Below are 24452 nucleotides of genomic sequence, written 5' to 3'. Positions count from 1 at the left end.
CCGCCCCCCCCCCCCCGCCGCGCCCAGACCATCATTGAACCGGCCAACCTGTGCCTGTAAACGTCATGGTTGACCGCCGCGACGTCCTGCGCGCCGGGCTGGCCGCCGCTGCCCTGTGCCTGGCCTGGCCCGCGCGGGCGCAGCAGGCCAGTTACATCACCCGCAAGCTCGACGCCCGCGTGCCGGGCGGCGTGGCCGTGCTGAGCCTGGGCGACGGCGCGGCCGCGCCCCAGGTCACCTACCTGGACCGGCCCGTGCTGGTGGTGCGGGAAGCGGGCAAGCAGTGGATCGCCGTGGTCGGCATTCCGCTTACCGTCAAGCCTGGCCAGGAACAGGTGCAGGTCAAGGACGGCGGCGGCACGCGTCAGGTGGCGTTCACGGTCGGCGCCAAGGATTACGTGGCGCAGCACATCACGCTCAAGAACCGGCGTCAGGTGGATCCGAATCCGGACGACCTCAAGCGCATTGAGCGGGAACTGGCCGAGCAGGTCGAGGCCTACCGCGGCTTTCGCGCGGGCATCACGCCCAGCAACCTGATCCTGGATCGTCCGGTCGACGGCGGTCGCCTGTCCAGCCCCTTTGGCCTGCGCCGCTTCTTCAACGGCCAGGAACGCAATCCGCATTCGGGATTGGATTTCGCCGTGCCGGCCGGTACGCCCATCAAGGCGCCCGCGGCCGGGGTGGTGGTGCTGGTGGGGGATTATTTCTTCAATGGCAAGACGGTGTTCCTGGACCATGGCCAGGGTTTCGTCAGCATGTTCTGCCACATGTCGGCCATCTCCGTGAAGGTCGGCGACGAGGTGCCGCGCGGCGGCGTGGTGGGCAAGGTGGGGGCGACCGGGCGGGCGACGGGGCCGCACCTGCACTGGAACGTCAGCCTGAACGATGCGCGCATCGATCCGGCGATCTTCATCGGGGCGTTCAAGCCCTGACGCGGTTCGGCTTTGACGCGTTCAAAGGTTGGACGCGTTCAAGCTCTGACGGATGCCGCTCTGACGAATGCCGCCCTGACTGGACGGCGAGCTACGCTCAGGCCTTCTCGGCCTCGAGCGCGATGCGCTTGAGCACATACTGGTGCATGCGCTCGGCGTATTCCATCTGCTGTTGCACGTTGCGCTGACCGGCTTCCTGGTCGTCCAGGCAGTTGTCGTACTTGGTCTTGGCTTCGGCGTAGGTCAGGCCGGTATTGCGCAGGCTGTTGATGAACGCCTCGCGCGACTGGCGCAGCAGGCGCAGGCCTTCCTCGCCCTTTGCGAAACGTCTTCGCGAGAGGGCAAGCTGGTCTGCGGCGGCTTGCAATTCTTCTTTCAGGTCCATCGTGCTTCGTGCGTATCCGGCCTGGCGTTGCGCCAGGCGAGGAGCGCCATTCTTTCATGAACAGGCGTTCCACGCATTACGGCAGCGCGCGAATCCTGCTAAAGGATCCGCGAAAAGAGGGAGCCGGGCGCCGGCAAGAAAGCCGGCCCGGGCGGCCGGCTTAGCGGCGGTGGTGCTGGGGACGCTGCATCGTGGGGGCGCGCTCGTCCTTGTGGCGGAAGTTGATACGGCCCTTGGTCAGGTCGTACGGGGACATTTCCAGGGTGACGCGATCGCCCGCGAGGATGCGGATGCGGTGCTTGCGGATACGGCCCGACGCGTAGGCGCCGACTTCGATGCCGTTGTCCAGTTTGACGCGGTAGCGGCTATCGGGCAGCACTTCGTCAACGATGCCATCCAATTCGATGAGTTCTTCTTTAGCCATCTTCTACTCCTTGATCAAAACGCGCAGGCATGCCTGCGGCATGTCGCGCCGCGCAAGGCGGCAAGCGCGTCGGACTCGGATAAACCGGTCCAGCGGTTTGAACGCAAAAAAACGTTCGGGCAAGCGTGGGTATGGGCCACGGCATCCGGGCGGATGTCTGAAATGGCGGATACTCGCGCCCTGAGGTAAGTGCGCGCGATGCGCGCTGTGGTCGCGGCGTGGGTGCTGCGGGCACCTTGCCGGATGAAGCGGGGTTGCCGAGTCTGCGGCAACGCCTGGCGCCACGGGGACTGCAGCGGCGTGCTGGGCAGTGACGGGGTGCACCCAAAAAGGGCGGCCCCAATAAAAAACCGGATCTCGTTCGCGTCGCTGACGTTCATTCAGTAGCGCCCTTTCTTGGGCGCTACAGGTTGGCACGCAGGATGACCGAAGTCCGGTTTTTGCGGAAAAATCACGGGTTTATGTTACTGCAAAGCCGGCGGTTTAGCCAGCTTTAATCCCGGATTCGGCCGCGATAGTTGCGCTTGAACGACTCTATCGGCGTGGGATGCGGCGCTGGTATTCGGCTTCCCAGGCGGCGTTGGCCGACCAGAAGGGGCCCGGATCGCGTCCGGCCAGACGGGCTGCCAGCACGTTCAGGTGCGTGTGCCAACCGCCCGCCACGTCCACCATGTCATCCCGCGTGGCGAGCTTGCGATGCGTAAGCACCAGGCGCGCGCCGTCGTCGTCAGGGGACATCTCGAAAGTCACTTCGGACGGGGCGCCCGCCGAGCCGCCCCAGGTGTAACTGAGCACGTGCGGCGGTTCACACCGGGTGATCAGGCCCTGCGTGGTCAGGCCTTCCTCGTAGGGCTTGTAGGCCTCGGGCGTCGGTTCGCGCACGGAGGACAGGTCGGCATGCAGGAACCGCAGGGTGACGCCGCCGCCCTCCATCAGGTCCATGTCGCCGAATGCCAGCCATTGGCCGCGCTTGTCGGATTCCGTCAGCCAGGCCCACACCTCCTGCACGCTCGCAGGCAGCCTGCGCGTGAATTGCAAGGTGGTCGGGTCCAGTACGACGCCGTAGTCGCTCATATCAGTCTCCTGTGAAGTCCGGAGCCGGACGTGGGTTCATCTTCCGTGCGAAAAGGTCAGCGGCGATACCTGCGGTTCGTGCTCCGGGGCTTCGTCCATGGCGCCGGGGTGCTGGGGCAGCGCGTCCGTGATGTCGTACCACGGCGCCTTGCTGGCGACGTGGTAATGCGCCTCGGGCTTGACGCCCGGATCGTCGTCCAGCGCGCCGAGCGGCAGGCCGTAGACGTCGGGCGTCTGGTCAAAGCGGCTGAGCAGCGGTGTGCCGCAAGCCTCGCAGAATCCCCGGTAATTGCCGGGCGACGACGCGTACCAGGTCACGTGGTCTTCGCCCTGCGTCCAGGCGAAGTCCTTGGACTGCACGGTCGCTCGGCTGCGGAAAGCCGCGCCGTGCGTCTTGCGGCACATCGCGCAATGGCAGTTGAGGGCGTCGGTGAGCGGACCGTTGATCTCGTAGGCAACGCGGCCGCAGAGGCAGGAACCTTTGATCATGATGAGCGCCAGGCAATGGGGGAAATAGGTCCAATATACCTGCGGCGCCGTCCCGCGACTTCGGCATTTGTGACAGATGTCTTTCAGATCGTTGCCGGGGCGGGCGTTTCCCGGGGCGGGCCTTTCCCGGGGCGGGCCTTTCCCGCGGCGTGCGATTGCCGTGGCGGGCGTTTCCGAGGCGGGAGTTGCCGACGGCGGAAGTTTCCGACGGCGGAAGTTTCCGACGGCGGGCGTCGGCGGCAGATACCGTAACGTTCACGGCATCTGCGCCTCCCCCTTCACGCCGCCCGCTCCAGCGCCTGGAACGCCGGCAGCGCCAGCAGACCCGCCACGCGCGCCGCGTGGATGTCGTCGTCCGACACCGCCGGGCGCGGCATCAGGAAGTTGACCGTGCCCAGGCACACGCCGTCATACGCCACCGGCACGTTGATGACCGACTGCAGTCCCAGACTGCGGATCGCATCGTGGTCGTTGAAGAATTCGCGGATGGCCGCCTCTCCCTCGCCCACAAACACCCGCTGTTCCAGCAACACGTGCCGGCCCCATGCCGTGCCGGTCTTGTCCTTGCTGCCGCCCGGCGGGTAAGCCTGCGGGTTCGAACTGTACAGGCGCACCACGCGCATGGCGTCGGCATCGTAGCGATTCACGGTGCACAACGCGTGCGCAAGGCTGAGGCGCGCATAGTCGTCGATTGCCTGGAAGGCGGCGGCCGGCTGGCCGTCCGCGTAGGCGCGGGCGATGGCCTGCACGCCGGCCAGCGCCTGGCTGGGAGATGCGTCCGTCATTCCGCCGTGATTCCCAGTTCTTTGATCAGCTTGCCGTACTTGTCGGCATCGCGCGCCAGGATCTGGCCGAACTGCTCGGGCGTGGTCTCGGTCAGCAGCACGCCCATGTCGCCCATTTTCTTGATGACGTCGGGCCGCTTGAGGATCACGTTGATCTCGCGGTTCAGCCTGGCAGCCAGTTCTGGCGGCATGCCGGCCGGACCGAACGCGCCGTACCAGACCGCCAGCTCGTACCCCGGCAGCGTTTCGGCCACGGTGGGCACGTCGGGCAGCAGCGGCGAGCGTTGTTCCTCGGTGACGGCCAGCAGTTTGAGCTTGCCCGACTGCACGTGCGGCAGCGTCTGCGTGCCGGCACTGAACAGCACCTGCGTGCGGCCCGCCACCGTATCCAAAACCGCAGGTGCACCGCCGCGATAGGGGATGTGCATCATCTTCACGCCGGCCGCCTTTTCGAAGAGGACCGCGCTCAGGTGGTTGGTCGAGCCCTGGCCCGCCGAGGCATACGCCACGGTGTCGGGATTGGCCTTCGCGTATGCGATGAATTCCTTCAGGTTCGATGCCGGCACTGACGGATGCACCACCATCGTGTTGGTTACGAGGGCCAATTCGGCGATGGGCGTGAAGTCCTTCACGCCGTCGAACGGCATGTTGGAATAGAGCGCCTGATTCATCGTGTGCGTGCTCATCGAGCCCACCAGCAGCGTGTAGCCGTCCGGCTTGGCGCGCGCGACGAAGGCGGTCCCGATGTTGCCCGATGCGCCCGAGCGGTTCTCGACAATGACCGGCTGGCCCAGCGATTGCGTCAGGCCTTCGGACAGCACGCGCGCCAGGATGTCGGTGGAGCCGCCCGCCGCCCACGGCACGACCAGCGTGATGGGCTTTTCGGGCCAGGCGGCGTGCGAGAGGGCGGGCGCGGCCATCGCCAGGCCCAGCGCGAACGTGCGCAGCAGTCGTTTGAAGTGCAGTGTCATGGTGTTTACCCCTTGCGTTGTGTCCGGCTTCTGAGAGCCGGTCGTATGAAAATCGATTCAGCGGCCGACGGCGTATCCCTGCATTCCGCGGGGATTGGCCGCCGCGCGCAGCAGCATCTGTCCGCCCGCGGCCGGCTCGCGCGTGCAGGCGCTGATGCGGCCTTCGGACCAGTCCGGCCCGACCTTGACGTCGTGGCCGGCGGCGCGCAGCGCGTCCAGCGTGGCGGCGGGCATGCGCGATTCCACCGTCAGCCGGTTCAGCGTCTGCGAACGCGGCCAGAATGAGCCGGGAAAGTGATCAATATGCCAGGACGGCGCGTCGATGGCCGCCTGCAGGTTCATGCCCATGGCATGGCGCAGAAAGAATGCGACGGTCCATTGGTCCTGCTGGTCGCCGCCGGGCGTGNNCCAGGCCGGGCGACAGGGTGGTGCAGGGACGCTTGCCCGGCTGCAACTGGCCCGGCACGCCGTCGTCCAGCCAGGTCATCTGCAGACGGGTCGTCAGCGAAAAGCCCAGTTCCGGTACGACGGGGCTGGACGACAGCCAGCCGCCCGATGGCGTGGCGGCCACCATGTTGCCGTCGCGGTCGATGACGTCGATCTGGCAGGTGTCGCCCACGAACAGTTCGCGCGTCGCCCACTCCGAGACGGGCGGCAACGCGGCAAAGGTCGGTTCGCCCACGCCGTAGCGGGTATCCGACGCGGCCAGCGTGCGGATCGCGGCATCCAGGTCGGGCAGGCGCGGCGCAAGTCCGCCGGGGCTGCCGGGCTGCAACGTGGCCGAGGCGCGTTCGCCGATGCCGGCGGCGCGCGCTCGCGCATAGTCGTCGCTGAGCAGGGCCGCGAGCGGCACCTGGACGTGATCGGGATCGCCATACCAGGCGGTGCGGTCGGCGAACGCCAGCTTGGCGGCCTCGGCGATGCGGTGCACGAACTGCGGCGACAGCGGGTCCAGTTTGTCGACGTCCAGATGGCGCAGCAGCGCGAGCTGTTGCAGGTGCACCGGCCCTTGCGACCACACACCGCATTTGGCTACGGTGTAGCGGCCATATTGCGTGGTCAGCGGTTCGTCGTACGTGGCGCGCCAGTCGGCCAGGTCCGATTTGCGCAGCAGCCCGGGGTTGCGCTGCCCCGTGGTGTCGAGCACGGCCTCGTTCGTATAGAAGCTGTCGATGGCGTCGGCCACAAAACCGCGATACCAGACGTCGAGCGCCGCGTCGATGCGGCCGCGACGGTCGGTGCTTGCGGCGTGCGCTTCGTTCAGGATGCGGGTGTAGGTGGCCGCGATGGCGGGCGTGCGGAACAGCGCGTCGGGGGCGGGCACGCGGCCGCCCGGCAGCCAGACGTCGCCCGAGCTCTTCCATTCGTCGCGGAACAGCGCCTGCACCGCCAGAATCGCTTGCGAGATGCGCGGCACCAGCGGAAAGCCGTCGCGCGCATACTCGATGGCCGGTTGCAGCACGTCGGCCAGCTCCCACGTGCCGTAGTCGCGCAGCAAGGTCAGCCAAGCGCCGAACGCGCCGGGCACCGTCGCGGGCAGCAGGCCGATCCCCGGCACGAGGTCCAGTCCCATTCCGCGGAAATACGCCGGCGTTGCCAGCGCGGGCGCCGGGCCCTGTCCGCACAGCGCGCGCATGCGTTGTTCGCGCTCGCTCCAGAACAGGATGGGGACTTCGCCGCCCGGCCCGTTCAGGTGCGGCTCGACGATCTGCAGGATGAACCCGCCGGCCACGGCGGCGTCGTAGGCATTGCCGCCGCGTTCCAGCACGCTCATCGCCACTTGCGACGCCAGCCAGTGCGTGGACGACACCACGCCGAATGTGCCGCGTATTTCAGGTCGGGTGGTGAAGGACGGATTCATCGGGCGGTTCCCGCAAGACTTAAGAGGATGCAAGCAGTATAGGTGTCTGAAATAACTGGTTTTATCTTTGTGGGCATAATTGCATAACCAAAGGGTTATAGAGAAAACTGCCATGAGCCCCGATGCCGTCCGTCTTGCCAACCGACTCAAGCACCGTCATCTGACGCTGCTGGTCAACATCGACCGCCATAAATCGCTGACGCGCGTCGCCGCGCAGACCGGCATCAGCCAGCCCGCGGTCACCAAGGCGCTCGCCGAAATGGAGGACATTTTTGGCGCGCCGCTGTTCCTGCGTACGGGCAGCGGGTTGCAGCCGACCGCGCTGGGCAATCTGGCGCTGGTGCGCGCGCGGCACATGCTCAGCGACCTGGATCTATGGGAGCGCGAGGTCGAGGCGCTGCATGCCGGGCGGTCGGCGCATCTGCATGTGGGCGTGGTGCCGTACGTGTCCAGCGCCTTGCTGACCGCCGCCATTAGCCGCCTGCATCAACGTCATGGCGTCACGCTGAGCCTGCACCGCGCCACGACCGACCACTTGGTGCCGATGCTGCGACAGCACGAGTTGGACTGCATCATCAGCCGTGCCACGTCCACGGTGATGCACGAAGACCTGATGCATCGCGTGCTGTATCGCCAGCGGCCCCGTCTCATCGCGCACGGCGGGCTCGCCCAGCGGTTGGCGCGGCGCAAGCCGGACTGGGCCGCCGTGGCGGCGCTGGACTGGGTGCTGCCGGCGGCCAACACGCCGACGCGGCAACTGATCGTGGAGCATTTCATCCGCGCCGGGCTGCAGCCGCCGTCGCCGGTGCTGGAGGCCTACTCCACGGACGTGATTGAGGGCATCCTGTCGCTCAACGAGTCGTCGATCTCGGTGGTGCCCGAGGACATCGCGCGCGAACTGTGCCAGCGCGGCAGGCTGGGCATGGTGCCCTGGGATTTCGGTTGGGAGCTGCCGCCGATCAACCTGATCCGGCGCAAGCGGGAACAGGCGCTGACGGCGGAATCGCAGTTTTCGGATATTCTGCTGGACCTGTGCGCCAATGCCGCCGCTCCGTCGCAAACCCCATGAATCCCATCGTGTCCGCCGTGGCGCTCAGCGCCGCTCATACCTTCACCAAACCCGTGACGCCGTCCATCCGGTTGCTGGCCGGGCTGGGCATCGAGGGCGATGCGCACCTGGGCGTCACCGTCAAGCATCGATCCCGCGTCCGGGCCGATCCGACGAAACCGAATCTGCGGCAGGTCCACCTGATTCACGGCGAACTGCACGATGAACTGCAGGCGGCCGGCTTCAACGTGGATGCCGGCAGCATGGGCGAAAACATCACCACCCGCGGCATCGACCTGCTGGGCTTGCCGCGCGGCGCGCGGCTGCGGATTGGCGCCGATGCGATCGTGGAAATCACCGGCCTGCGCAATCCGTGCTCGCAACTGGACAAATATCAGAAAGGCCTGACTGCCGCGGTGCTGGGCCGCCATCCCGATGGCAGCCTCATGCGCCGGGCCGGCGTCATGGCCATCGTGGTCGCCGGCGGCACGGTTCGTGCCGGCGACGCGATCCGGGTTGACCTGCCTGCGCCGCCGCATTTGCCCCTGGAACCGGTCTAGCGCTCACGCCGGTCTGGCAAGACGTGCGCATGTCCTAGGCGCAAAAACGTCGCTTCCCGCCACAGACGCAGGAGCCGGCATCTGGTTAAATGGCTGAAAGGTCTCACGGCCTAGGGCAAGCCGCTGCCTTTTCCGGCTTGCCGTTTCAATTTACGGAGCCCCCGATGGCACGATTCAATTTCACCCAGGACCTCGAAGAACCCGATCTGTGGGCGGCGGAAAACGTCCCCGCCGGAGAGGGTCGGCCCCCCATTCACGTCATGATCCAGACCGACGGCGAAGAACCCCTTGCCGGCGCCTCCAAGGTGGTCAAGGCCATCATTGACAACCTGGACGAACAGATTCTTGCCGCGGCCGAGTTCCTCCTCGACAACTATTCGTACGAGCACTACAAAAAGCTGGGCATCGAAGACGACCAGCTCCTGGCCGAAGAAACCGCCGAAGCCATGGCCGAAAAAGCCGTGCTGCGCGCGCTGTGGCTGTTCGACGAAGACGGCGACGGCTACGAACTGTGGTTCACGCTGCCCTGGGATCCGGTGCACACCTACGACGTGGAATTCGAAGACGGCGCGCCCGTGTCCTGCTCGGTTAACGACTGATATCGCTGCCGGGATACCGGGAGGGCAGGCTCAGCGCGCCAGTTCGTATTTGGTCGCCAGCGTCTGCCCCAGCGATTCGTCGTACTTGTAGCGCACCTTCAAGGGCTTGCCGCGCAGGATGTTGCGCGCTGCCACGTTCTCCAGCACCACGTCGACGTCCTTGTTCACGAATTCGGCGCAGTCGGTGTCCGCCCGTTCGCCGTCCGGTATGTCGGCGGCCTTCACCTTAAGCTTGAACAGCACCTGTGTCAGTTCCGTGCCGTCGGTGCGGAATTGGCGGAAGGTGGTGGGAAAGGTGGCGACGGTGCCGGCAAGGTCGCACGAAATGCGGGTCCAGCCATGCGCGGCGGGTACCGCCGCAAAAAGGCCGGCGGCAAGCGCGGCGGCTGCGGCCGCCCGGGTAGATAGAAGATTCATGGTGTGCGGGCCAGACGCGGCGCCCATGCGCGCCGGGCCGGTACGTGGTCGAAATGGGCCTTTATGTTGCGCCCGGCCGCCCGCGCCGGTCAAGCGGGCGCCACCCATGAAAAACGGGCCATTGCGGCCCGTTTTACTTATGCGTTCTGGCTGGCGGGCCGGCTGGGCGGCGCCTCGTTCGAAGCCTGCGCGGACGCGGCATCAGCGGTGCCTTCTTCGATACCTTCTCCGCTGCCTTCCTCTTTGCCTTCCAGCTTCGCGATCACGGCCGTCGCCAGGCTGTTGCCGACCACGTTCGTGGCGGTGCGGCCCATGTCGAAGAACTGGTCGATGCCCATGATGAGCAGCAGGCCGGCTTCCGGCAGATGGAACATCGGCAGCGTCGCAGCCACCACGACCAGCGACGCGCGCGCCACGCCGGCCATGCCCTTGCTGGTCACCATCAGTACCAGCAACAGGGTCAGCTGCTGCGTGAAGCTCATCTCGATGTTGTAAGCCTGCGCGATGAACAGCACCGCGAAGGACTGATACATCATCGAGCCGTCAAGGTTGAACGAATAACCCAGCGGCAGCACGAAGCCCGAGATGCGCTTGGACACGCCAAACCGCGACAGCGCCTCGATCGTCTTCGGATAGGCCGATTCGCTGCTCGCGGTCGAGAACGCCAGCAAGGTCGGTTCCTTGATGAGGCCGCCCAGGCGGAACGTGGACTTGCCCAGGAACAGGTAGCCGACGCCGAACAGAATGGCCCACAGCAGCGCCAGACCCAGGTAGAACTCGCCGATCAGTTTGCCGTAACTGACCAGCACGCCCAGACCTTCGGTCGTGATGGCGGCGGCCATGGCGGCGAACACGCCCAGTGGCGCAAAGCGCATCACGTAGTCGGTCACGCGGAACATGATCTTGGCCAGTTCATCGATCATGTTGTAGATCGTGTTGTGGCCCTTGCCGCGGATGAACGACAGCGCGGCGCCGAAGAACAGCGAGAACACCAGGATCTGCAGGATCTCGTTGTTGGCCATCGCTTCGGCAATGCTCTTGGGGAACACGTGGGCGATGAACGCCTTCAGCGTGAAATCGCCCGTCTTCAGGCCCGAGGTTATGCCTGCGTCCGGGATCGCCAGGTTCATGTGCGCGCCGGGCTGGAAGATGTTGACCAGCGCCAGGCCCAGCAGCAGAGAAATCGCCGAGGCGGCGATGAACCAGATCATGGCGCGCATGCCGATGCGGCCCACCGCGCTGGCGTCGCTCATGCTGGCCAGGCCGGTCACCAGGGTGGCGAACACGAGCGGCGCGATGATCATCTTGATCATGCGCAGGAAGATGTCGGTGATCAGGCTGAAGTACGAGGCAATCTGCTTTGCCTCTTCCGGGGTCTGCGCGAACTTGTTGCAGACATAGCCCACCACGATGCCCAGCACCATGGCGATGCCGATATAACGCGTCAGCTTCTTAGTGTTCATTTGAAAACGGGATAACGGGGAGCCGCCGCTTGGCCCAGAGGGCCAGGCCCGCCGGCATGAGGCGGGGCAGACGGTCCGGTGACGGACATGCCAGGGTCCAGGTGCTGCTCGGGTTAACCCTTGGGGCGCGATGTTAACGCCGCGAACCTGACAGCGAGTTGTCAGTTCGGGGACAGATCAGTCGTGCCAGAATGCCCCTTCCGGCCTCGTCGGGACGGCCGGGCGCCACCTGGGAACCAGCCCCGCGCGGGGCGACAAAGGAGACAAAGCAATGCCGAATCGCGAATTGTCCGTACTGGCTTCCGGCTACACCTATCTGGAAGGGCTGCGCTGGCACGAAAACCGCCTGTGGGCCTCGGACTTCTATACGGGGCAGGTCATCACCGTCACGCTCCAGGCGGCGGTGGACCGCGTCTGTCTGGTCCCGCAGCAACCGTCGGGGCTGGGTTGGCTGCCGGACGGTCGCCTGCTGATCTCGTCCATGAAAGACCGCAAGGTGCTGCGGCGCGAGGCGGACGGCACGCTGTCGGTGCATGCCGACCTGTCCGCGCTGACCGGCGGCCATATCAACGACATGGTGGTGGACGCGCAGGGCCGCGCCTACGTGGGCAATTTCGGATTCGACATCATGGCGGGCGAACCCGTGCGCACGACGACGCTGGTGCGCGTGGACCCGGACGGCGTGGCGCAGGTGGTGGCGGACGGTCTGTGCTTTCCCAACGGCTCGTTCATCACGCCCGACGGCAAGACCCTGATCGTCAACGAGACCTTCGCCAACCGCATTTCCGAGTTCGACATCGAGCCCAACGGCGTGCTGGGCCCGCGCCGCGACTGGGCCAATTTCGGCGAGCTGCCTGAAACCGACGACCTGACCGCGGTGATCGCGTCGTCCAAGATTGCGCCGGACGGCGGCGCGCTGGACGAAGAGGGCGCGTTGTGGGTGGGCGATGCCATCGGCAAGCGCATCGTGCGCGTCGAGCGTGGCGGACGGATTCTTGAGCAGATCGACACCGGCGAATTCGGCATCTTCGCGGCCGCGCTGGGCGGACCGGACGGCAAGACGCTTTTCATGGCCGCCGCGCCGGATTTCGTGGAAGCCAATCGGCGCGCCAAGCCGCAGGCCCGAATTCTGATGACCCGGGTGGATGTGCCGCACGCGGGCAGGCCTTAATTCACAAGCGGGACAGAAAGGTCGCACGACGCGCCGCGCCGGGGCCGTCCGGGCGGGGCCGCAAGGCGGGATGTAAGCCGTCCTAAGCCTAACGGTTTCACCTGAATGGATAGGATACCGGCCGTTGCAAGACCTTTCTTCGATTCCCCCGTAAAATCACGCCATTCAGCAAGGCTTCAACCATCTCTCAATAGACAGTACCTAAGGAGGACCACTCATGGCCCTAGTCTCCATGCGCCAGTTGCTCGACCACGCCGCCGAGCACGGCTACGGCATTCCGGCTTTCAACGTCAACAACCTGGAACAGGTCCAGGCCATCATGGAAGCCGCGGCGGAGACCGACAGCCCGGTGATCATGCAGGCCTCGGCCGGCGCGCGCAAATACGCGGGCGAAGGCTTCCTGAAGTACCTGATCCAGGCCGCCGTTGAGTCCTACCCGCACATCCCCGTGGTCATGCACCAGGATCACGGCCAATCGCCCAAGATCTGCCAGGGCGCGATCGACCTGGGCTTCTCCAGCGTCATGATGGACGGCTCGCTGAAAGAAGACGGCAAGACCATCGCCGACTACGACTACAACGTCGAAGTCACCAAGAAGGTCGTGGACATCGCGCACAAGCTGGGCGTGACCGTCGAAGGCGAACTCGGCTGCCTGGGTTCCCTGGAAACCATGGAAGGCGACAAGGAAGACGGCCACGGCGCCGACGGCAAGCTGACCATGGATCAGCTGCTGACCGACCCGGAACAAGCCGCCGACTTCGTGCGCCGCACGCAACTGGACGCCCTGGCGATCGCCATCGGTACCAGCCACGGCGCCTACAAGTTCACGCGCAAGCCCACCGGCGACATCCTGTCGATCTCCCGCATCAAGGAAATCCACGCCCGCCTGCCCAACACCCACCTGGTGATGCACGGCAGCTCCAGCGTGCCGCAGGAACTGCTGGCCGAGATCCGTGAATTCGGCGGCAACATGAAGGAAACCTACGGCGTGCCCGTCGAGGAAATCCAGGAAGCCATCAAGTACGGCGTGCGCAAGATCAATATCGATACCGATATCCGTCTGGCCATGACCGGCGCGATCCGCCGCTTCTTCGCCGAGAACCCCGAGAAGTTCGACCCGCGCGAATACCTCAAGCCCGCCCGCGCCGCCGCCAAGGCCATCTGTGTCGCTCGCTACACGGAATTCGGCACCGCCGGCAACGCCAGCAAGATCAAGCCGCTGCCGCTGACCGACATCGCCGCGCAATACGCGTCGGGCAAGCTGTCGCAAGTGGTGCAATAAGGTCTTTGCCGATGCCGCCTTCTTGCGAAGGCGGCGCAGGCAAAAAAAGAGCTGGTCCTCGCGGGCCAGCTCTTTTTGTTTTTGCGGCCATGACGGACGCGCGCCCTACGCCGGCGAATTCTTCCCGAAGCTTGGCACCGTCCGGTCCACGTGATGCCATGACGGCGCCGAGTCCGTCCACAGGCTTGCCTGGGAATGAAACGCTTCGGGGTCATCCAGCGACCCTGCGCGCACGACTTCATAGCCCATGCCTTCCGAATTGCCGAACAGCGGCGTGCCACAGGCTGCACAGAAGCTGCGCATGACGGTGTGGCCGGAGTCGCCCTGGTAGCGGTGTTCCTTGGGTTGTCCGCGTAGCAGCGTAACGGCGCCCGCCGGAAAGATCAGGGCGTGGGCCGGCGCGCCGCCGCTGGAATACTGGCAGTCGCGGCAGTGACAGGTGGCGGCGGTGATGGGCTCGTCGGTGAGGGCGTAGCGGATGGCGCCGCACTGGCAGCCGCCTGTCATGTGGACCTGCGCGTCGGCGTGGGGCATGCGTTTGGGGGAAGCATCCTGCATACGGCTTTGTCTCCGGGCGGTGTTGCGCCGTGACGCTCGGGGCGGCCGGCGCGAATCATGGATGGGAGAGAAAGCCTACCCCGCGCCCGGAGCGGCGGCAAGACGAACTTATTTGCAGTAATCTATGCGCTTTGCGGAAGCTGCCGTCCGGCGCCGCCTCCGCCTAGTGCCCGATTTTGTTTCCCTTCCCGCCCTGGCGTCCGCCCGCGGCGGGAATGTTCATTTTTGCCATAGGCCATTCCCGTGACTTCTGCTTTGCATGAATCCAGCATCAAGTCCCTGCCGCTGCTGGGACGCGGCAAGGTGCGCGATATGTACGCGGTCGGCGACGACAAGTTGCTGATCGTCGCGTCGGATCGCATCTCCGCATTTGACGTGATCCTTGACGACCCCATTCCCGGCAAGGGACAGGTGCTGACCGAACTGACCGAATTCTGGTTGCAGAAGCTCGCGCGCATCCTGCCCAACCACTCGACCGGCGTGAAGCCCGAAGACGTGGTGGCGCCCGACGAAGTGGACCAGGTGCGCGGCCGCGCCGTGGTGGTCAAGCGTCTGAAGCCCATCCTGGTGGAAGCGGTTGCCCGCGGCTACCTGATCGGGTCGGGCTGGAAGGACTATCAGGCGACCGGCGCGGTGTGCGGCATCAAGCTGCCGGCCGGCCTGCAACAGGCCAGCAAGCTGCCCGAGCCCATCTTCACGCCCGCCGCCAAGGCCGAGTTCGGCATGCACGACGAGAACGTGGACTTCGCGCACGTGGTCAAGGAAGTCGGTCAGGAAATGGCCGAGCGCATCCGCGACGTGACGCTCAAGCTCTACGCCGAAGCCGCCGCCTTTGCCGCGACCAAGGGCATCATCATCGCCGACACCAAGTTCGAGTTCGGCCTGGACGACAACGGCACCCTGCACCTGATGGACGAAGTGCTGACGCCCGATTCGTCGCGCTTCTGGCCCGCCGACGGCTACCGCGTCGGCATCAGCCCCCCGTCGTTCGACAAGCAGTTCGTGCGGGACTGGCTCGAAACGCAAACGTGGGACAAGACCCCGCCCGCGCCGCGTCTGCCGCAGGAAGTGCTGGAAAAGACGGCCGCGAAGTATCGCGAAGCTCTGGACCGCCTGATCGCCTGATCGCGTCCACAACAAAAAAACCGCTCGCCACCCGAGCGGTTTTTTTTTCGCCGGTAGGGTCTTGAAGCGGCGCTGCGGGCTGACGCAACCCCTCGGGCAAACCCGCACTTTTATCGCGAAATTATTTCGGATTGTTACGCTATACTCGTCCGCTGCTTGATACGGGATTTCCGAGAAAAGGAGCGCCGCATGGTGATGATGCTGCCCTTTGTGACTGGGACGCTGGCAGTATGGTTTGGGCTCGTGGGCCGGCGCCGTCCGTGCGTGACGTTCTGGCTGTTGACCCTGGCCATCTTTGCCGCCTGGTACAAATACCATATGACCAGCCCGCTGGCGTTGTCCCTGTGAAGCGGCGGCAATGATCTTTTCCAGCAACCCGGCGCGCGGCTCGCGCATCATCAATGCCCTGGCGCTGCTCGGGGTCACCGGCATCCTCTGCATGGCCTTCGCCTGGCAATTCGCGTACGACGAATTGCCGTGCCCGTTATGCCTGCTGCAGCGCGTGGCGCTGATCCTTGCGGGTGTGGGTTTCCTCTTGAACCTGCGACTCGGACCGTCGCCGATGCACTATGCAATGAGCATTGCCGGCGCGCTGGCCGGCATGCTGGCCGCGGGACGCCAGGTGCTGCTGCACATTGCCCCGGGCGACGCGGGCTACGGCACGCCCTTTCTGGGCGTGCACTTCTATACCTGGGCGTTTGTTGCCTTCACGGCGATCATCGTGTTCTGCGTCGTCATGCTGTGCGTGGACCGCAAGTGGGGCGACAGCATGCTCAAAAAGCCCGTCTCGATGCTGGGCATGGCGGTCATGGCCCTGTTTTTCATCGTCGCCTTGGCCAATGCCGGCAGCACCACGCTGCAGTGCGGCTTCGGACCCTGCCCGGACGATCCGGTCAGCTACCTTTGGCTGAAAAGCGCCACGTTGCCGTAGCAGTCTTCAGCGCCGGGTAAAATAGCGGGTTTCGCGGGCCGGTCCCGCGGTCCCCCGACATTTCGCGGCGCGTGCGCCGTGTCTCAACTACTAGACACCGGTTATGACAGACCAGACTTCCGCAGCGGCGCAAGCCTCCCCCGTGGTGGGCGTGATTATGGGATCTTCCAGCGATTGGGAGGTCATGAAGCACGCGGTGACGATGCTGGAGGATTTCGGCGTGGCCTACGAGGCGCGCGTCATCTCCGCGCACCGCATGCCGCAGGACATGGCCGAGTACGGCGCCGCGGCGCACCAGCGCGGCCTGCGCGGCATCATCGCCGGCGCCGGCGGCGCGGCGCATCTGCCGGGCATGATGGCCGCCCTGACCGAAGTGCCGGTGTTCGGCGTGCCGGTCCCCTCCAAATACCTGCGCGGCGAAGACTCGCTGCTGTCCATCGTGCAGATGCCCAAGGGCGTGCCGGTGGCCACCTTTGCCATCGGCGAAGCCGGCGCCGCCAACGCCGCGCTGCACGTGATCGCCACGCTGGCGGGCACCGATGCCGGCCTGCACGCAAAGCTGGTGGCGTTCCGCGCCCGCCAGACCCAGGTCGCGCGCGACATGAAGGTTCCGCCCGAGGCCTGATCCGAATGACTCAATCGACTTCTTTCATGATCGCGCCCGGCGGCTGGCTGGGCATGCTGGGCGGCGGCCAACTGGGCCGCATGTTCTGTCACGCCGCGCAAAGCCTCGGCTACAAGGTCGCGGTGCTGGACCCGGCTGCGGAATGCCCGGCCGGCATGGTGGCCGACCTGCACATCCAGGCCGCCTATGACGACGAGGCCGGCTTGGCCCGCCTGGCGCAGACGTGCCAGGCCGTCACCACTGAATTCGAAAACGTGCCCGCGGACAGCCTGCGCGCGCTGGCAACCCAGTGCCGCGTCAGCCCGGCTGGCGACGCCGTGGCCATCGTGCAGGACCGCATCGCAGAAAAGACCTTCATTGCCGCGCAAGGCATCCCGGTCGCGCCGCACGCTGCCATCCGCAGCGAAGCCGATCTGAACGCGGCATCGGACGCGCTGTTCCCCGGCATCCTCAAGGTCGCGCGTCTGGGTTACGACGGCAAGGGCCAGGCCCGCATCAACACCCGTCAGGAAGCGATTGCCGCCTTCGCCGAATTCGGCGGCGTGGCGTGCGTGCTGGAAGCGCTGATGCCGCTGGACTACGAAATCTCGGTCGTGCTGGCGCGCGGTTTCGACGGTGCGAGCGTGGTGTTTCCCGTGGCGCGCAACGTGCATGTCGACGGCATCCTGGCCGTGTCCACCGCGGCGCCCGTGCAGCAGGACGCGGCCCACGCCGAACGCCAGGCACGCGCCACCCAAGCCGCGCAGGCCATCGCGCAGGGGCTGGGCTATCACGGCGTGCTGTGCGTGGAATTCTTCGTGCTCAAGGACGGCAGTCTGATCGTCAACGAGATCGCGCCGCGTCCGCACAACAGCGGCCATTACACGATCGACGCCTGCGTCACCAGCCAGTTCGAACAGCAGGCGCGCGCCATGGCCGGCCTGCCGCTGGGCGGCACCGACCTGCTGGCGCCCGCCGTCATGCTGAACATCCTGGGCGACATCTGGTACGCCGACGCCACGGGCGACGCCCAACGCGAACCCGATTGGGCGGCCGCGCTGGCCGTGCCCTCGGCCAAGCTGCACCTGTACGGCAAGCGCGAGGCGCGTCGTGGCCGCAAGATGGGCCACATCACGATCGTGGCGGCCACCTTGCAGCAGGCCCGCGACGACGCTGCTCGCGTGGCGGCCGTGCTGGGCATGCAGGCGCCCGAGTAAGCGGCAAGCCGATGTCCTCCTCTCCGTCCGCCTCCGCCAGCGCCGCGGAAATCGCCCACGCCGCCCAGCGCATGCTGGACGGCGACCTGGCCGCCTTTCCGACCGAGACCGTCTACGGCCTGGGCGCGGACGCGGAAAACCCGCAGGCCGTCGCCAAGATCTACGCGGCCAAGGGCCGGCCCTCAAACCATCCCGTCATCGTGCATATCGCACCGCAGGGCGACGTGGCGTATTGGGCGGCGCACGTGCCGCCCGAGGCGCAGCTGCTGATCGACGCGTTTTGGCCGGGTCCGCTGACCTTGATCCTGAAGCGCGCGCCGCACATCGTCGACACGGTGAGCGGCGGGCAGGACAGCATCGGCATCCGTTGCCCGTCGCATCCGGTGGCGCAGGCGCTGCTGGCGGCGTTTGCGGCCGGCAAGCCGAACGGGCAGGGTGGTGTGGCGGCGCCATCGGCCAACAAGTTTGGCCAGGTGTCGCCCACCCGCGCCGAACACGTCCGCAACGAGTTCCCAGACGAAGTCGCGGCCGGCATGCCCGTGCTGGAAGGCGGCGCGTCGGACGTTGGCATCGAATCCACGATTCTCGACCTGTCGCGCCTGGATCGCGGCGCGGGGCCCGTGCTGCTGCGGCCCGGCCACATCAGCGCCGCGCAGATCGAGGCCGTGCTGGGCGTGCAGGTTTTTGCGCCCGACGCCGCGGCGCCGCGCGCGTCCGGCACGTTGAAGGCCCATTACGCGCCGCGCACGCCGCTGGAACTGGCCAGCGAGGCCCGCATGCACGACGTGCTGGCCGGACGCAATTTGCCCGAAGGCCGCGTGGTACTGGTGGCCTACGGCCCGCAACCCGCCGCCGCCGATCCACGCGTGCAGTGGCAACCGGTATCCGCGGACCCGGCGCGCTATGCGCAGGCGCTGTACGGCCTGCTGCGCGATCTGGATGGTCAGGGCTATGCGCGCATCATCGTGCAGGCGCCGCCCGCCACCGATGACTGGCACGCGGTCAACGACCGCATCGGCCGCGCCGCCGCGGCCTTCACGCTGGATACCACCGGCCTGTAAGCTGCTGGCCGCTCACGCGGCCAGGAATTCCCCGATCCGTTCCACGGCCTGCCGCAGGGGCGGCAGAAAGTCGTCCTGCAGGCGGTTGAGCGGCACGCGCGCCGCCTTCACGCTGACATTCACCGCCCCGCAGGCCTTGCCGCTGGCCGATCGCACGGCCACCGAGATCGCGCGCACATTCAATTCCAGTTCCTGGTCGACCACCGCATAGCCTTGCTCGCGGATGCGCGCCAGTTCCGCGCGCAACTTCGCCTCGGTGGTCAGCGTGAACTCGGTATAGGGCTGCAGGTCGGTCGCCGCGAAATACCGCGCCAGCGCAGGCTCCGGCAGTTCCGCCAGCAGAACGCGCCCGATCGACGTGCAATACGCGGGCAGGCGGCTTCCCAACCCCATCGACGTGGCCAGCAGGCGGTTCACCTCGGACCGCGCCAGGTACAGCATTTCGTGGCCTTCCATGATGGCGAGCGCGCAGGTCTCGTTCACGGTCGCGCTCAATTCTTCCAGCACCGGCTGCGCCAGGGAGACGAACGGCGTGGACGAAAAGTACGCGTAACCCAGCCCCAGAATGCGCGGCGTCAGGACGTAGAGCCTGCCGTGCTGCTCGGCCATGCCTAGCAGGATCAGTGTGTGCAGGCAGCGCTGCACCACGGCGCGCGGCAAGCCGGCACGCCGGCTCAGTTCGGCCGCGGTCTGCGGATGGCGGCGCGTGCCGAAGGCGCGGATGACATGCAGGCCGCGCGCCAGCGTCAGCATGTAGTCCGGGTCGCCGCGCAACTGGTCCGGATGGTCTTCGGCCGTGGGCGGCGCGGCGTAGCCGGGAGCGGGCAGGTTGGGCAGCATCAGGCTGTGCGCAGGGGCGCGCCGGTGCGCGACTGCAGTTCGGTCAGCGTCATGCCGTCGATCATATCCCGGACCACCAGGCCGTCCGGCGTGACGTCGATGACCGCGAGGTCGGTGTAGATGCGGTCCACCACGCCCGCGCCGGTCAGCGGATAGGTGCAACGTTCCACGATCTTGGGATCGCCGTTCTTGCTGTTGTGCTCCATCATGATGAACACGCTGCGCGCGCCCACGGCCAGATCCATCGCGCCGCCGACGGCCGGCGCTTCGCCGGGCTTGTTCAGCGACCAGTTCGCCAGATCGCCGTTGGCCGCGACCTGCATGCCGCCCATCACGCAGATGTCCAGGTGGCCGCCGCGCATCATCGCGAACGAGTCGGCATGATGGAAATACGAGCCGCCCGTCAGCAGCGTTACGGGCTGCTTGCCCGCGTTGATGAGGTCAAGGTTGATGTCGGCGTCGACCGGGGGCGGACCCATGCCGAGGATGCCATTTTCGCTGTGCAGCACGATCTCGCGGCCCTCGGGCAGATGGGCGGCCACCAGCACCGGCATGCCGATGCCCAGGTTCACGTAGCTGCCGTCGGGAATGTCCAAGGCAAGGCGCCGTGCCATGGCTTCGCGGGTCAGGGGATGAAACATGCGGACTCCTTCAAGCGCAGTGGCGTCAACTGGAAAAGGCGGCGTTAGGCACTTCGGTCACGCGCTTGACGAAGATGCCCGGCGTCACCACGGCCTCGGGCGGCAGTTCGCCCAATTCAGCCTTGGCGCGCACCTGCACGATGGTCGTCTTGGCGGCCATGCACATGATGGGGCCGAAGTTGCGCGCGCTCATGTTGTAGGTCAGGTTGCCCCAGCGGTCGCCGCGGTCGGCCTTGACCAGCGCAAAGTCGCCATGCAGCGGTTCCTCGAACACGTGGCCGCGGCCGTTGATGATGCGGGTCTCCTTGCCGCGCGCAAGCTCGGTGCCGTAGGCGGTGGGCGTGAAGAAGCCGCCCAGTCCCGCTCCGGCCGCGCGCAAGCGTTCGGCGATGGTGCCTTGCGGCACGCATTCGAGTTCGATGCGGCCTTGCCGGTAAAGCTCGTCGAAGACCCACGAGTGCGAGGCCTTCGGAAACGAGCAGATCACCTTGCGCACGCGGCCGGCTTTGACCAGGGCGGCCAGGCCCGTCTCGCGATTGCCGGCGTTATTGCTGACCACCGTGAGTTCGCGCGCGCCTTGGTCGATGAGGGCGTGGATCAGTTCGGTGGGCATGCCGGCGCCGCCGAACCCGCTGATGAGCACGATGGCGCCGTCGTGCACATCCGCAACGGCGGCTTGCGGCGTGTCGATGAACTTGTCGATCATGGGAGGGCTCCGATGAGGCGGACGCCGCAGCGCCCGGCCCCGCTCAGTTCAAAGTGATGTTGGCCTGCTTGATGATCTCGGCGTAGCGCGCCGAGTCCTTCTTCATCAATTCGGCGAACTCCGCCGGCGTGCCGCCCACCGGCAGAAAGCCCGCATCCACGAACTTCTGGCGCACGTCCGGCTCCTTGACGATCTCGCTGATTTCGCGCGCCATGCGTTCGATGATCGGCTTGGGCGTGTTGGCCGGCGCCATCAGACCGGCCCAGGAGCCAGTGACAAAGCCCGGCATGCCGGCTTCTTCCATGGTGGGAATGTCCGGTTCCGTGGGCCAGCGTTCCTTGCCCGTGAACGCCAGCGCCTTCAGGCGGTTCTGCTTCACGTATTGCATCGGCACGAGCACGGGATCGAACACCATGCTCACGCGGTTGCCCAGGATGTCGGTCAGGATCGGCGCGCTGCCCTTGTACGCCACGTGCGTCATCGTGATCTTGTTCTGCAGCGCAAAGTCGGCGCCGGTCAGGTGCGCGCTGGAGCCGTTGCCGCTGGAGGCGTAGGTGAGCTTGTCCGGGTTCTTGCGGGCATACGCAACCAGCTCCGCCACGGTCTTGACGGGAAGCTCGTTCGCCACGAACAGGAACAGCGGCAGGTCCGCCATCTGCACGACCGGCGTCAGGTCCGCGGGCGTGTAACCCAGCTTGTAGAGATGAAAGTTGATGATGTAGGCCGGCAGCATCGACAGGAACGTGTAGCCGTCGGGTTCCGCCTTGGCGGCCAGCGCCGACCCCAGGCTGCTGTTCGCGCCGGGACGGTTCTCGACGACGATGGTCTGATTCAGCCGCGGTCCCAGCTTTTCCATCACGATGCGCGTCACGATGTCGGTGGAACCGCCCGGCGTGTACGGCACGATGATCTTGATCGGCTTGCTGGGCCAGTTATCGGCCGCGTGGGCGGGGCCGGTGGCCAGGCCGGCTGCCGCCAGCGCGGCGAACAGCACGTGTTTGATAACGCGGCGGCGGTCAGTGGCCGCCGGGTGATGGGGCTGCGACTTGCATGCATGTGCCATGGACTTGTCTCCTCCATGAATCGGCCGATTGCCGCTGCGCGTCCGGGTTTTTATGTGACGCGACGGCTTTTAAGGGTCTGCGGCTTTGCCGACTATCGGACAAAGACGCAAAAAAAGTATGGCACGGGGAAATTGGCACGACGGCACATGTCCCTGCCAAAAAAGTTCGATCACCGGACAAGGGGTTCGCGTTCACCGGTGCGCCGTTTTTACGGGTTTTCACTAGGGATTGGCGCGTTGTTCACGCTGTGGACATGCCTTAATCTGGCGGCCGGTCCAGTAAGGCAGGACCTGGTTTCAACTGTCCCCGGCTACAAGCCCAGGGCGGTCATCTATCTCAGGAGAAGCAGAACATGAAGCGGAAATTGATGGTTGCGGCCGGCGCGATTGCCCTGGCCTGCGCGTCCCAGGCGGCGATGGCCGGTCCCACGCTGGACGCGGTGAAAAAGAAGGGATTCGTGCAATGCGGCCTGACGGACGGCGTCTCCGGATTCTCCGCGACCAACAGCAAGGGCGAATGGGAAGGCATGGACGTGGACATCTGTCGCGCGGTGGCGGCGGCGGTGTTTGGCGATGCCTCCAAGTTCAAGGGCACCGCGCTGTCCACCCAGCAACGCTTCACCGCGCTGCAATCGGGCGAGGTCGACGTGCTGCTGCGCACCGTGACGCTGACCCAGACGCGCGACACGTCGCTGGGCCTGTCCGCGGTGGCCGCCAGTTTCTACGACGGCCAGGGCATCCTGGTGAGCAAGAAACTGGGCGTCAAGAGCGCCAAGGAACTGAACGGCGCCACGGTCTGCGTGCAGCCGGGCACCACCACCGAACTGAACCTGGCCGACTGGTTCCGCGCCAACAACATCGAGTTCAAGCCGGTCGTGATCGACAAGGTGACCGAAGTCGTGCGCGCCTTTGAATCCGGCCGCTGCGACGCCTTCACCGACGACGCCTCGCAACTGGCCGCCGTGCGCGCCACGCAGGTTGCCAACCCGAATGACTACGAGATTCTGCCGGAGCGTTTCTCGAAGGAGCCGCTGGGCCCCATGGTGCGCCAGGGCGACGAGAACTGGCTGGGGATCGTGCGCTGGACGCTGTTCGCGCTGCTGGAAGCCGAGGAATACGGCATCACGCAGAAGAATGTGGACGACATGATCAAGAGCAAAAATCCCAACGTGCTGCGCATCCTGGGCGTGACGCCGGGCGCCGGCAAGAACATGGGGCTGGATGAGAAGTGGGCCTACAACGCCATCAAGGCGGTGGGCAACTACAGCGAGGTGTTCGAGCGCAACGTGGGCAAGGACAGCAAGCTGGGCCTGCAACGCGGCACGAACGCGCTGTGGAACCAGGGCGGCGCGATGTATCCGTGGCCGATCCGCTGATACGTAATCACCCATAGCGGACGGACAAACCCGTCCGATGCAACCGCGCAAGGCCTCCTTCGGGAGGCCTTGCCGTGTCCGGGCGCGGCCCGCATGTGGACATTGCGCCGGCCGGGAAAGCGGCGGACGCCGTCCGGGTTTGTTCCGCCAAACGGAATCCCGCCTGGAATGGTTCCATGCGCGCAAGCGGAAATGGCACTATCGCGAATCCGCCAGGCTCCCTATGATGTCCGTTGCGCGGGTGGCCTTGCCACCCGCCATTGCCATTGATAACTACCAGGGAAACAACGATGAACGGCGCCGACAGCCTCTGCGACACCTTGCTTGCCAATGATGTGGACGTTTGCTTTGCAAATCCGGGCACATCCGAGATGCACTTTGTGGCGGCCCTGGATCGCAAGCCCAAGATGCGCTGCGTGCTGGGCCTGTTCGAAGGCGTGGTGACGGGCGCGGCAGACGGTTATGCGCGCATGGCCGACAAGCCGGCCGCGACGCTGCTGCATCTGGGGCCTGGGCTGGGCAACGGTCTGGCGAACCTGCACAACGCCAAGCGCGCCCGCACCCCCATGGTCAACATCGTGGGCGACCACGCCACCTATCACGTCCAGTACGACGCGCCGCTGACCAGCGACGTGGAAGGCGTGGCGCGGCCGATGTCCCACTGGGTCAAGCGCACCATGACGGCCTCGGCCCTGTCCGCGGACGCCGCCGAGGCCGTTGCCGTGGCACGCCGTTCGCCGGGCAACATCGCCACCCTGATCCTGCCGGCCGACACGGCCTGGACCGAACTGCCCGACAACGCGCCCGCGCCCATCGTGGCCAAGGACGAGGCGCTGGTGCAGACCACGGCTGAGGCCGTGCGCGCCGCC

General features: G+C 66.1%; 28 protein-coding genes and 1 pseudogene. 14 read left to right on the top strand and 15 right to left on the bottom strand.

Annotation, left to right across the window (positions count from 1 at the left end; all coding sequences use genetic code 11):
• The first annotated feature begins 65 nt into the window (after positions 1-65).
• Positions 66-932 (top strand): peptidoglycan DD-metalloendopeptidase family protein, encoded by an 867-nt coding sequence (locus B3446_RS15280; RefSeq protein ID WP_291383074.1) that lies wholly within the window; start codon positions 66-68, stop codon positions 930-932.
• Between the two features lie 97 nt (positions 933-1029).
• On the opposite strand, the gene B3446_RS15275 is transcribed toward B3446_RS15280, so the two are convergent.
• The 8 genes and pseudogenes from B3446_RS15275 to B3446_RS15240 form a co-directional block, all read right to left on the bottom strand.
• Positions 1030-1317, bottom strand: a complete 288-nt coding sequence (locus B3446_RS15275) for a hypothetical protein (protein WP_175125861.1) — start codon at positions 1315-1317, stop codon at positions 1030-1032.
• Positions 1318-1477: 160 nt separating this feature from the next.
• Positions 1478-1741 (bottom strand): translation initiation factor IF-1, encoded by a 264-nt coding sequence (gene infA, locus B3446_RS15270; RefSeq protein WP_056570934.1) that lies wholly within the window; start codon positions 1739-1741, stop codon positions 1478-1480.
• A gap of 14 nt (positions 1742-1755) precedes the next feature.
• The gene (locus B3446_RS15265) at positions 1756-2121 is read right to left on the bottom strand and encodes a hypothetical protein (protein ID WP_191575997.1); all 366 of its coding nucleotides are present in this window, start codon (positions 2119-2121) and stop codon (positions 1756-1758) included.
• A 154-nt stretch (positions 2122-2275) separates the two neighbouring features.
• Positions 2276-2815 (bottom strand): SRPBCC family protein, encoded by a 540-nt coding sequence (locus tag B3446_RS15260; RefSeq protein WP_291383071.1) that lies wholly within the window; start codon positions 2813-2815, stop codon positions 2276-2278.
• A 36-nt stretch (positions 2816-2851) separates the two neighbouring features.
• Positions 2852-3304, bottom strand: coding sequence for a GFA family protein (locus B3446_RS15255; RefSeq protein WP_291383069.1), 453 nt, complete (start codon positions 3302-3304; stop codon positions 2852-2854).
• 278 nt (positions 3305-3582) lie between these two features.
• Positions 3583-4089, bottom strand: coding sequence for a GAF domain-containing protein (locus B3446_RS15250; protein ID WP_291383067.1), 507 nt, complete (start codon positions 4087-4089; stop codon positions 3583-3585).
• Entirely contained in the window at positions 4086-5060 is a 975-nt protein-coding gene (locus tag B3446_RS15245; protein WP_175125865.1) for a Bug family tripartite tricarboxylate transporter substrate binding protein, read from the bottom strand. Before B3446_RS15245 ends, B3446_RS15250 begins: the two co-directional genes overlap by 4 nt.
• Before the next feature lie 57 nt (positions 5061-5117).
• Positions 5118-6921 (bottom strand): annotated as a pseudogene (locus B3446_RS15240) (gamma-glutamyltransferase family protein).
• A 112-nt stretch (positions 6922-7033) separates the two neighbouring features.
• Here B3446_RS15240 and B3446_RS15235 point away from each other — a divergent pair.
• The 3 genes from B3446_RS15235 to B3446_RS15225 all read left to right on the top strand — a co-directional run bounded on the left by B3446_RS15235 (position 7034) and on the right by B3446_RS15225 (position 9128).
• Complete coding sequence (locus B3446_RS15235; protein WP_291383065.1) at positions 7034-7990, top strand: LysR family transcriptional regulator; 957 nt, start codon at positions 7034-7036, stop codon at positions 7988-7990.
• Positions 7987-8529 carry an MOSC domain-containing protein gene (locus tag B3446_RS15230; RefSeq protein WP_291383063.1) on the top strand — a complete coding sequence of 181 codons (543 nt, stop codon included), beginning with the start codon at positions 7987-7989 and terminating at the stop codon, positions 8527-8529. Before B3446_RS15235 ends, B3446_RS15230 begins: the two co-directional genes overlap by 4 nt.
• Positions 8530-8693: 164 nt before the next feature.
• Complete coding sequence (locus B3446_RS15225; protein ID WP_175125868.1) at positions 8694-9128, top strand: hypothetical protein; 435 nt, start codon at positions 8694-8696, stop codon at positions 9126-9128.
• A 30-nt stretch (positions 9129-9158) separates the two neighbouring features.
• Here the strand turns inward: B3446_RS15225 and B3446_RS15220 are convergent, their stop codons facing one another.
• Both B3446_RS15220 and B3446_RS15215 read right to left on the bottom strand, forming a co-directional pair.
• Complete coding sequence (locus B3446_RS15220; protein WP_191575991.1) at positions 9159-9545, bottom strand: hypothetical protein; 387 nt, start codon at positions 9543-9545, stop codon at positions 9159-9161.
• Between the two features lie 137 nt (positions 9546-9682).
• A complete protein-coding gene (locus tag B3446_RS15215; RefSeq protein WP_291383060.1) occupies positions 9683-11008 on the bottom strand; it encodes a dicarboxylate/amino acid:cation symporter in 1326 nt (441 codons plus the stop codon).
• 271 nt (positions 11009-11279) lie between these two features.
• On the opposite strand from B3446_RS15215, the gene B3446_RS15210 reads away from it, so the two are divergent.
• Together B3446_RS15210 and fba are read left to right on the top strand one after the other, a co-directional pair.
• Positions 11280-12179, top strand: a complete 900-nt coding sequence (locus B3446_RS15210; protein WP_291383058.1) for an SMP-30/gluconolactonase/LRE family protein — start codon at positions 11280-11282, stop codon at positions 12177-12179.
• 217 nt (positions 12180-12396) lie between these two features.
• Positions 12397-13461 (top strand): class II fructose-bisphosphate aldolase, encoded by a 1065-nt coding sequence (fba, locus tag B3446_RS15205; RefSeq protein WP_291383056.1) that lies wholly within the window; start codon positions 12397-12399, stop codon positions 13459-13461.
• A gap of 105 nt (positions 13462-13566) precedes the next feature.
• Here the strand turns inward: fba and B3446_RS15200 are convergent, their stop codons facing one another.
• Complete coding sequence (locus B3446_RS15200) at positions 13567-14019, bottom strand: GFA family protein (protein ID WP_175186255.1); 453 nt, start codon at positions 14017-14019, stop codon at positions 13567-13569.
• A gap of 243 nt (positions 14020-14262) precedes the next feature.
• On the opposite strand from B3446_RS15200, the gene B3446_RS15195 reads away from it, so the two are divergent.
• The 6 genes from B3446_RS15195 (at position 14263) to B3446_RS15170 (ending at position 18957) form a co-directional block, all read left to right on the top strand.
• Positions 14263-15144 (top strand): phosphoribosylaminoimidazolesuccinocarboxamide synthase, encoded by an 882-nt coding sequence (locus B3446_RS15195; RefSeq protein WP_291383053.1) that lies wholly within the window; start codon positions 14263-14265, stop codon positions 15142-15144.
• A 189-nt stretch (positions 15145-15333) separates the two neighbouring features.
• Positions 15334-15492 carry a DUF5993 family protein gene (locus tag B3446_RS15190; RefSeq protein WP_291383051.1) on the top strand — a complete coding sequence of 53 codons (159 nt, stop codon included), beginning with the start codon at positions 15334-15336 and terminating at the stop codon, positions 15490-15492.
• A 10-nt stretch (positions 15493-15502) separates the two neighbouring features.
• Positions 15503-16075 (top strand): disulfide bond formation protein B, encoded by a 573-nt coding sequence (locus B3446_RS15185; RefSeq protein WP_291383049.1) that lies wholly within the window; start codon positions 15503-15505, stop codon positions 16073-16075.
• Between the two features lie 103 nt (positions 16076-16178).
• Positions 16179-16700, top strand: a complete 522-nt coding sequence (gene purE, locus B3446_RS15180) for a 5-(carboxyamino)imidazole ribonucleotide mutase (protein WP_175125876.1) — start codon at positions 16179-16181, stop codon at positions 16698-16700.
• Positions 16701-16705: 5 nt separating this feature from the next.
• Positions 16706-17896 carry a 5-(carboxyamino)imidazole ribonucleotide synthase gene (locus B3446_RS15175; RefSeq protein WP_291383046.1) on the top strand — a complete coding sequence of 397 codons (1191 nt, stop codon included), beginning with the start codon at positions 16706-16708 and terminating at the stop codon, positions 17894-17896.
• Positions 17897-17907: 11 nt separating this feature from the next.
• On the top strand, positions 17908-18957 hold the full coding sequence (locus tag B3446_RS15170; RefSeq protein WP_191575985.1) for an L-threonylcarbamoyladenylate synthase: 1050 nt from the start codon (positions 17908-17910) through the stop codon (positions 18955-18957).
• A 12-nt stretch (positions 18958-18969) separates the two neighbouring features.
• Here B3446_RS15170 and B3446_RS15165 read toward each other — a convergent pair whose 3' ends face one another.
• Genes B3446_RS15165 through B3446_RS15150 form a run of 4 tightly spaced genes read right to left on the bottom strand, consistent with a single transcriptional unit; the run spans position 18970 to position 22207 of the window.
• A complete protein-coding gene (locus B3446_RS15165) occupies positions 18970-19797 on the bottom strand; it encodes an IclR family transcriptional regulator domain-containing protein (RefSeq protein WP_291383043.1) in 828 nt (275 codons plus the stop codon).
• Positions 19797-20438: a 3-oxoacid CoA-transferase subunit B gene (locus B3446_RS15160; RefSeq protein WP_291383041.1), complete on the bottom strand. Its 642-nt coding sequence runs from the start codon at positions 20436-20438 to the stop codon at positions 19797-19799. The genes B3446_RS15165 and B3446_RS15160 overlap by 1 nt, the downstream gene beginning before the upstream one ends.
• Before the next feature lie 25 nt (positions 20439-20463).
• A complete protein-coding gene (locus tag B3446_RS15155; protein WP_191575983.1) occupies positions 20464-21144 on the bottom strand; it encodes a 3-oxoacid CoA-transferase subunit A in 681 nt (226 codons plus the stop codon).
• A 43-nt stretch (positions 21145-21187) separates the two neighbouring features.
• Complete coding sequence (locus B3446_RS15150; protein WP_291383038.1) at positions 21188-22207, bottom strand: Bug family tripartite tricarboxylate transporter substrate binding protein; 1020 nt, start codon at positions 22205-22207, stop codon at positions 21188-21190.
• 353 nt (positions 22208-22560) lie between these two features.
• Between B3446_RS15150 and B3446_RS15145 the strand changes: the two genes are divergently transcribed.
• Positions 22561-23583 carry an amino acid ABC transporter substrate-binding protein gene (locus tag B3446_RS15145; protein WP_291383036.1) on the top strand — a complete coding sequence of 341 codons (1023 nt, stop codon included), beginning with the start codon at positions 22561-22563 and terminating at the stop codon, positions 23581-23583.
• 290 nt (positions 23584-23873) lie between these two features.
• The coding region (locus tag B3446_RS15140) for a thiamine pyrophosphate-binding protein (protein WP_291383034.1) at positions 23874-24452 on the top strand (579 nt) is incomplete at its 3' end.

It is taken from the genome of Achromobacter sp. UBA5777 (assembly GCF_002418565.1).
Taxonomy (GTDB): domain Bacteria; phylum Pseudomonadota; class Gammaproteobacteria; order Burkholderiales; family Burkholderiaceae_B; genus Achromobacter; species Achromobacter animicus.
This window is presented reverse-complemented; position numbering and strand designations above follow the sequence as displayed.

What these genes read in the sequence shown, in the direction of transcription:
- B3446_RS15235 (WP_291383065.1), top strand. Translation starts at nt 7,034, where the DNA reads ATGAGCCCCGATGCCGTCCGTCTTGCCAACCGACTCAAGCACCGTCAT.
- B3446_RS15225 (WP_175125868.1), top strand. Translation starts at nt 8,694, where the DNA reads ATGGCACGATTCAATTTCACCCAGGACCTCGAAGAACCCGATCTGTGG.
- B3446_RS15170 (WP_191575985.1), top strand. Translation starts at nt 17,908, where the DNA reads ATGTCCTCCTCTCCGTCCGCCTCCGCCAGCGCCGCGGAAATCGCCCAC.
- B3446_RS15260 (WP_291383071.1), bottom strand. Translation starts at nt 2,815, where the DNA reads ATGAGCGACTACGGCGTCGTACTGGACCCGACCACCTTGCAATTCACG.
- B3446_RS15230 (WP_291383063.1), top strand. Translation starts at nt 7,987, where the DNA reads ATGAATCCCATCGTGTCCGCCGTGGCGCTCAGCGCCGCTCATACCTTC.
- B3446_RS15175 (WP_291383046.1), top strand. Translation starts at nt 16,706, where the DNA reads ATGACTCAATCGACTTCTTTCATGATCGCGCCCGGCGGCTGGCTGGGC.
- B3446_RS15280 (WP_291383074.1), top strand. Translation starts at nt 66, where the DNA reads ATGGTTGACCGCCGCGACGTCCTGCGCGCCGGGCTGGCCGCCGCTGCC.
- B3446_RS15215 (WP_291383060.1), bottom strand. Translation starts at nt 11,008, where the DNA reads ATGAACACTAAGAAGCTGACGCGTTATATCGGCATCGCCATGGTGCTG.
- B3446_RS15165 (WP_291383043.1), bottom strand. Translation starts at nt 19,797, where the DNA reads ATGCTGCCCAACCTGCCCGCTCCCGGCTACGCCGCGCCGCCCACGGCC.
- B3446_RS15160 (WP_291383041.1), bottom strand. Translation starts at nt 20,438, where the DNA reads ATGTTTCATCCCCTGACCCGCGAAGCCATGGCACGGCGCCTTGCCTTG.
- B3446_RS15210 (WP_291383058.1), top strand. Translation starts at nt 11,280, where the DNA reads ATGCCGAATCGCGAATTGTCCGTACTGGCTTCCGGCTACACCTATCTG.
- B3446_RS15190 (WP_291383051.1), top strand. Translation starts at nt 15,334, where the DNA reads ATGGTGATGATGCTGCCCTTTGTGACTGGGACGCTGGCAGTATGGTTT.
- B3446_RS15245 (WP_175125865.1), bottom strand. Translation starts at nt 5,060, where the DNA reads ATGACACTGCACTTCAAACGACTGCTGCGCACGTTCGCGCTGGGCCTG.
- B3446_RS15265 (WP_191575997.1), bottom strand. Translation starts at nt 2,121, where the DNA reads ATGAACGTCAGCGACGCGAACGAGATCCGGTTTTTTATTGGGGCCGCC.
- fba (WP_291383056.1), top strand. Translation starts at nt 12,397, where the DNA reads ATGGCCCTAGTCTCCATGCGCCAGTTGCTCGACCACGCCGCCGAGCAC.
- B3446_RS15185 (WP_291383049.1), top strand. Translation starts at nt 15,503, where the DNA reads ATGATCTTTTCCAGCAACCCGGCGCGCGGCTCGCGCATCATCAATGCC.
- B3446_RS15155 (WP_191575983.1), bottom strand. Translation starts at nt 21,144, where the DNA reads ATGATCGACAAGTTCATCGACACGCCGCAAGCCGCCGTTGCGGATGTG.
- infA (WP_056570934.1), bottom strand. Translation starts at nt 1,741, where the DNA reads ATGGCTAAAGAAGAACTCATCGAATTGGATGGCATCGTTGACGAAGTG.
- B3446_RS15220 (WP_191575991.1), bottom strand. Translation starts at nt 9,545, where the DNA reads ATGAATCTTCTATCTACCCGGGCGGCCGCAGCCGCCGCGCTTGCCGCC.
- B3446_RS15145 (WP_291383036.1), top strand. Translation starts at nt 22,561, where the DNA reads ATGAAGCGGAAATTGATGGTTGCGGCCGGCGCGATTGCCCTGGCCTGC.
- B3446_RS15150 (WP_291383038.1), bottom strand. Translation starts at nt 22,207, where the DNA reads ATGGCACATGCATGCAAGTCGCAGCCCCATCACCCGGCGGCCACTGAC.
- B3446_RS15255 (WP_291383069.1), bottom strand. Translation starts at nt 3,304, where the DNA reads ATGATCAAAGGTTCCTGCCTCTGCGGCCGCGTTGCCTACGAGATCAAC.
- B3446_RS15250 (WP_291383067.1), bottom strand. Translation starts at nt 4,089, where the DNA reads ATGACGGACGCATCTCCCAGCCAGGCGCTGGCCGGCGTGCAGGCCATC.
- purE (WP_175125876.1), top strand. Translation starts at nt 16,179, where the DNA reads ATGACAGACCAGACTTCCGCAGCGGCGCAAGCCTCCCCCGTGGTGGGC.
- B3446_RS15200 (WP_175186255.1), bottom strand. Translation starts at nt 14,019, where the DNA reads ATGCAGGATGCTTCCCCCAAACGCATGCCCCACGCCGACGCGCAGGTC.
- B3446_RS15275 (WP_175125861.1), bottom strand. Translation starts at nt 1,317, where the DNA reads ATGGACCTGAAAGAAGAATTGCAAGCCGCCGCAGACCAGCTTGCCCTC.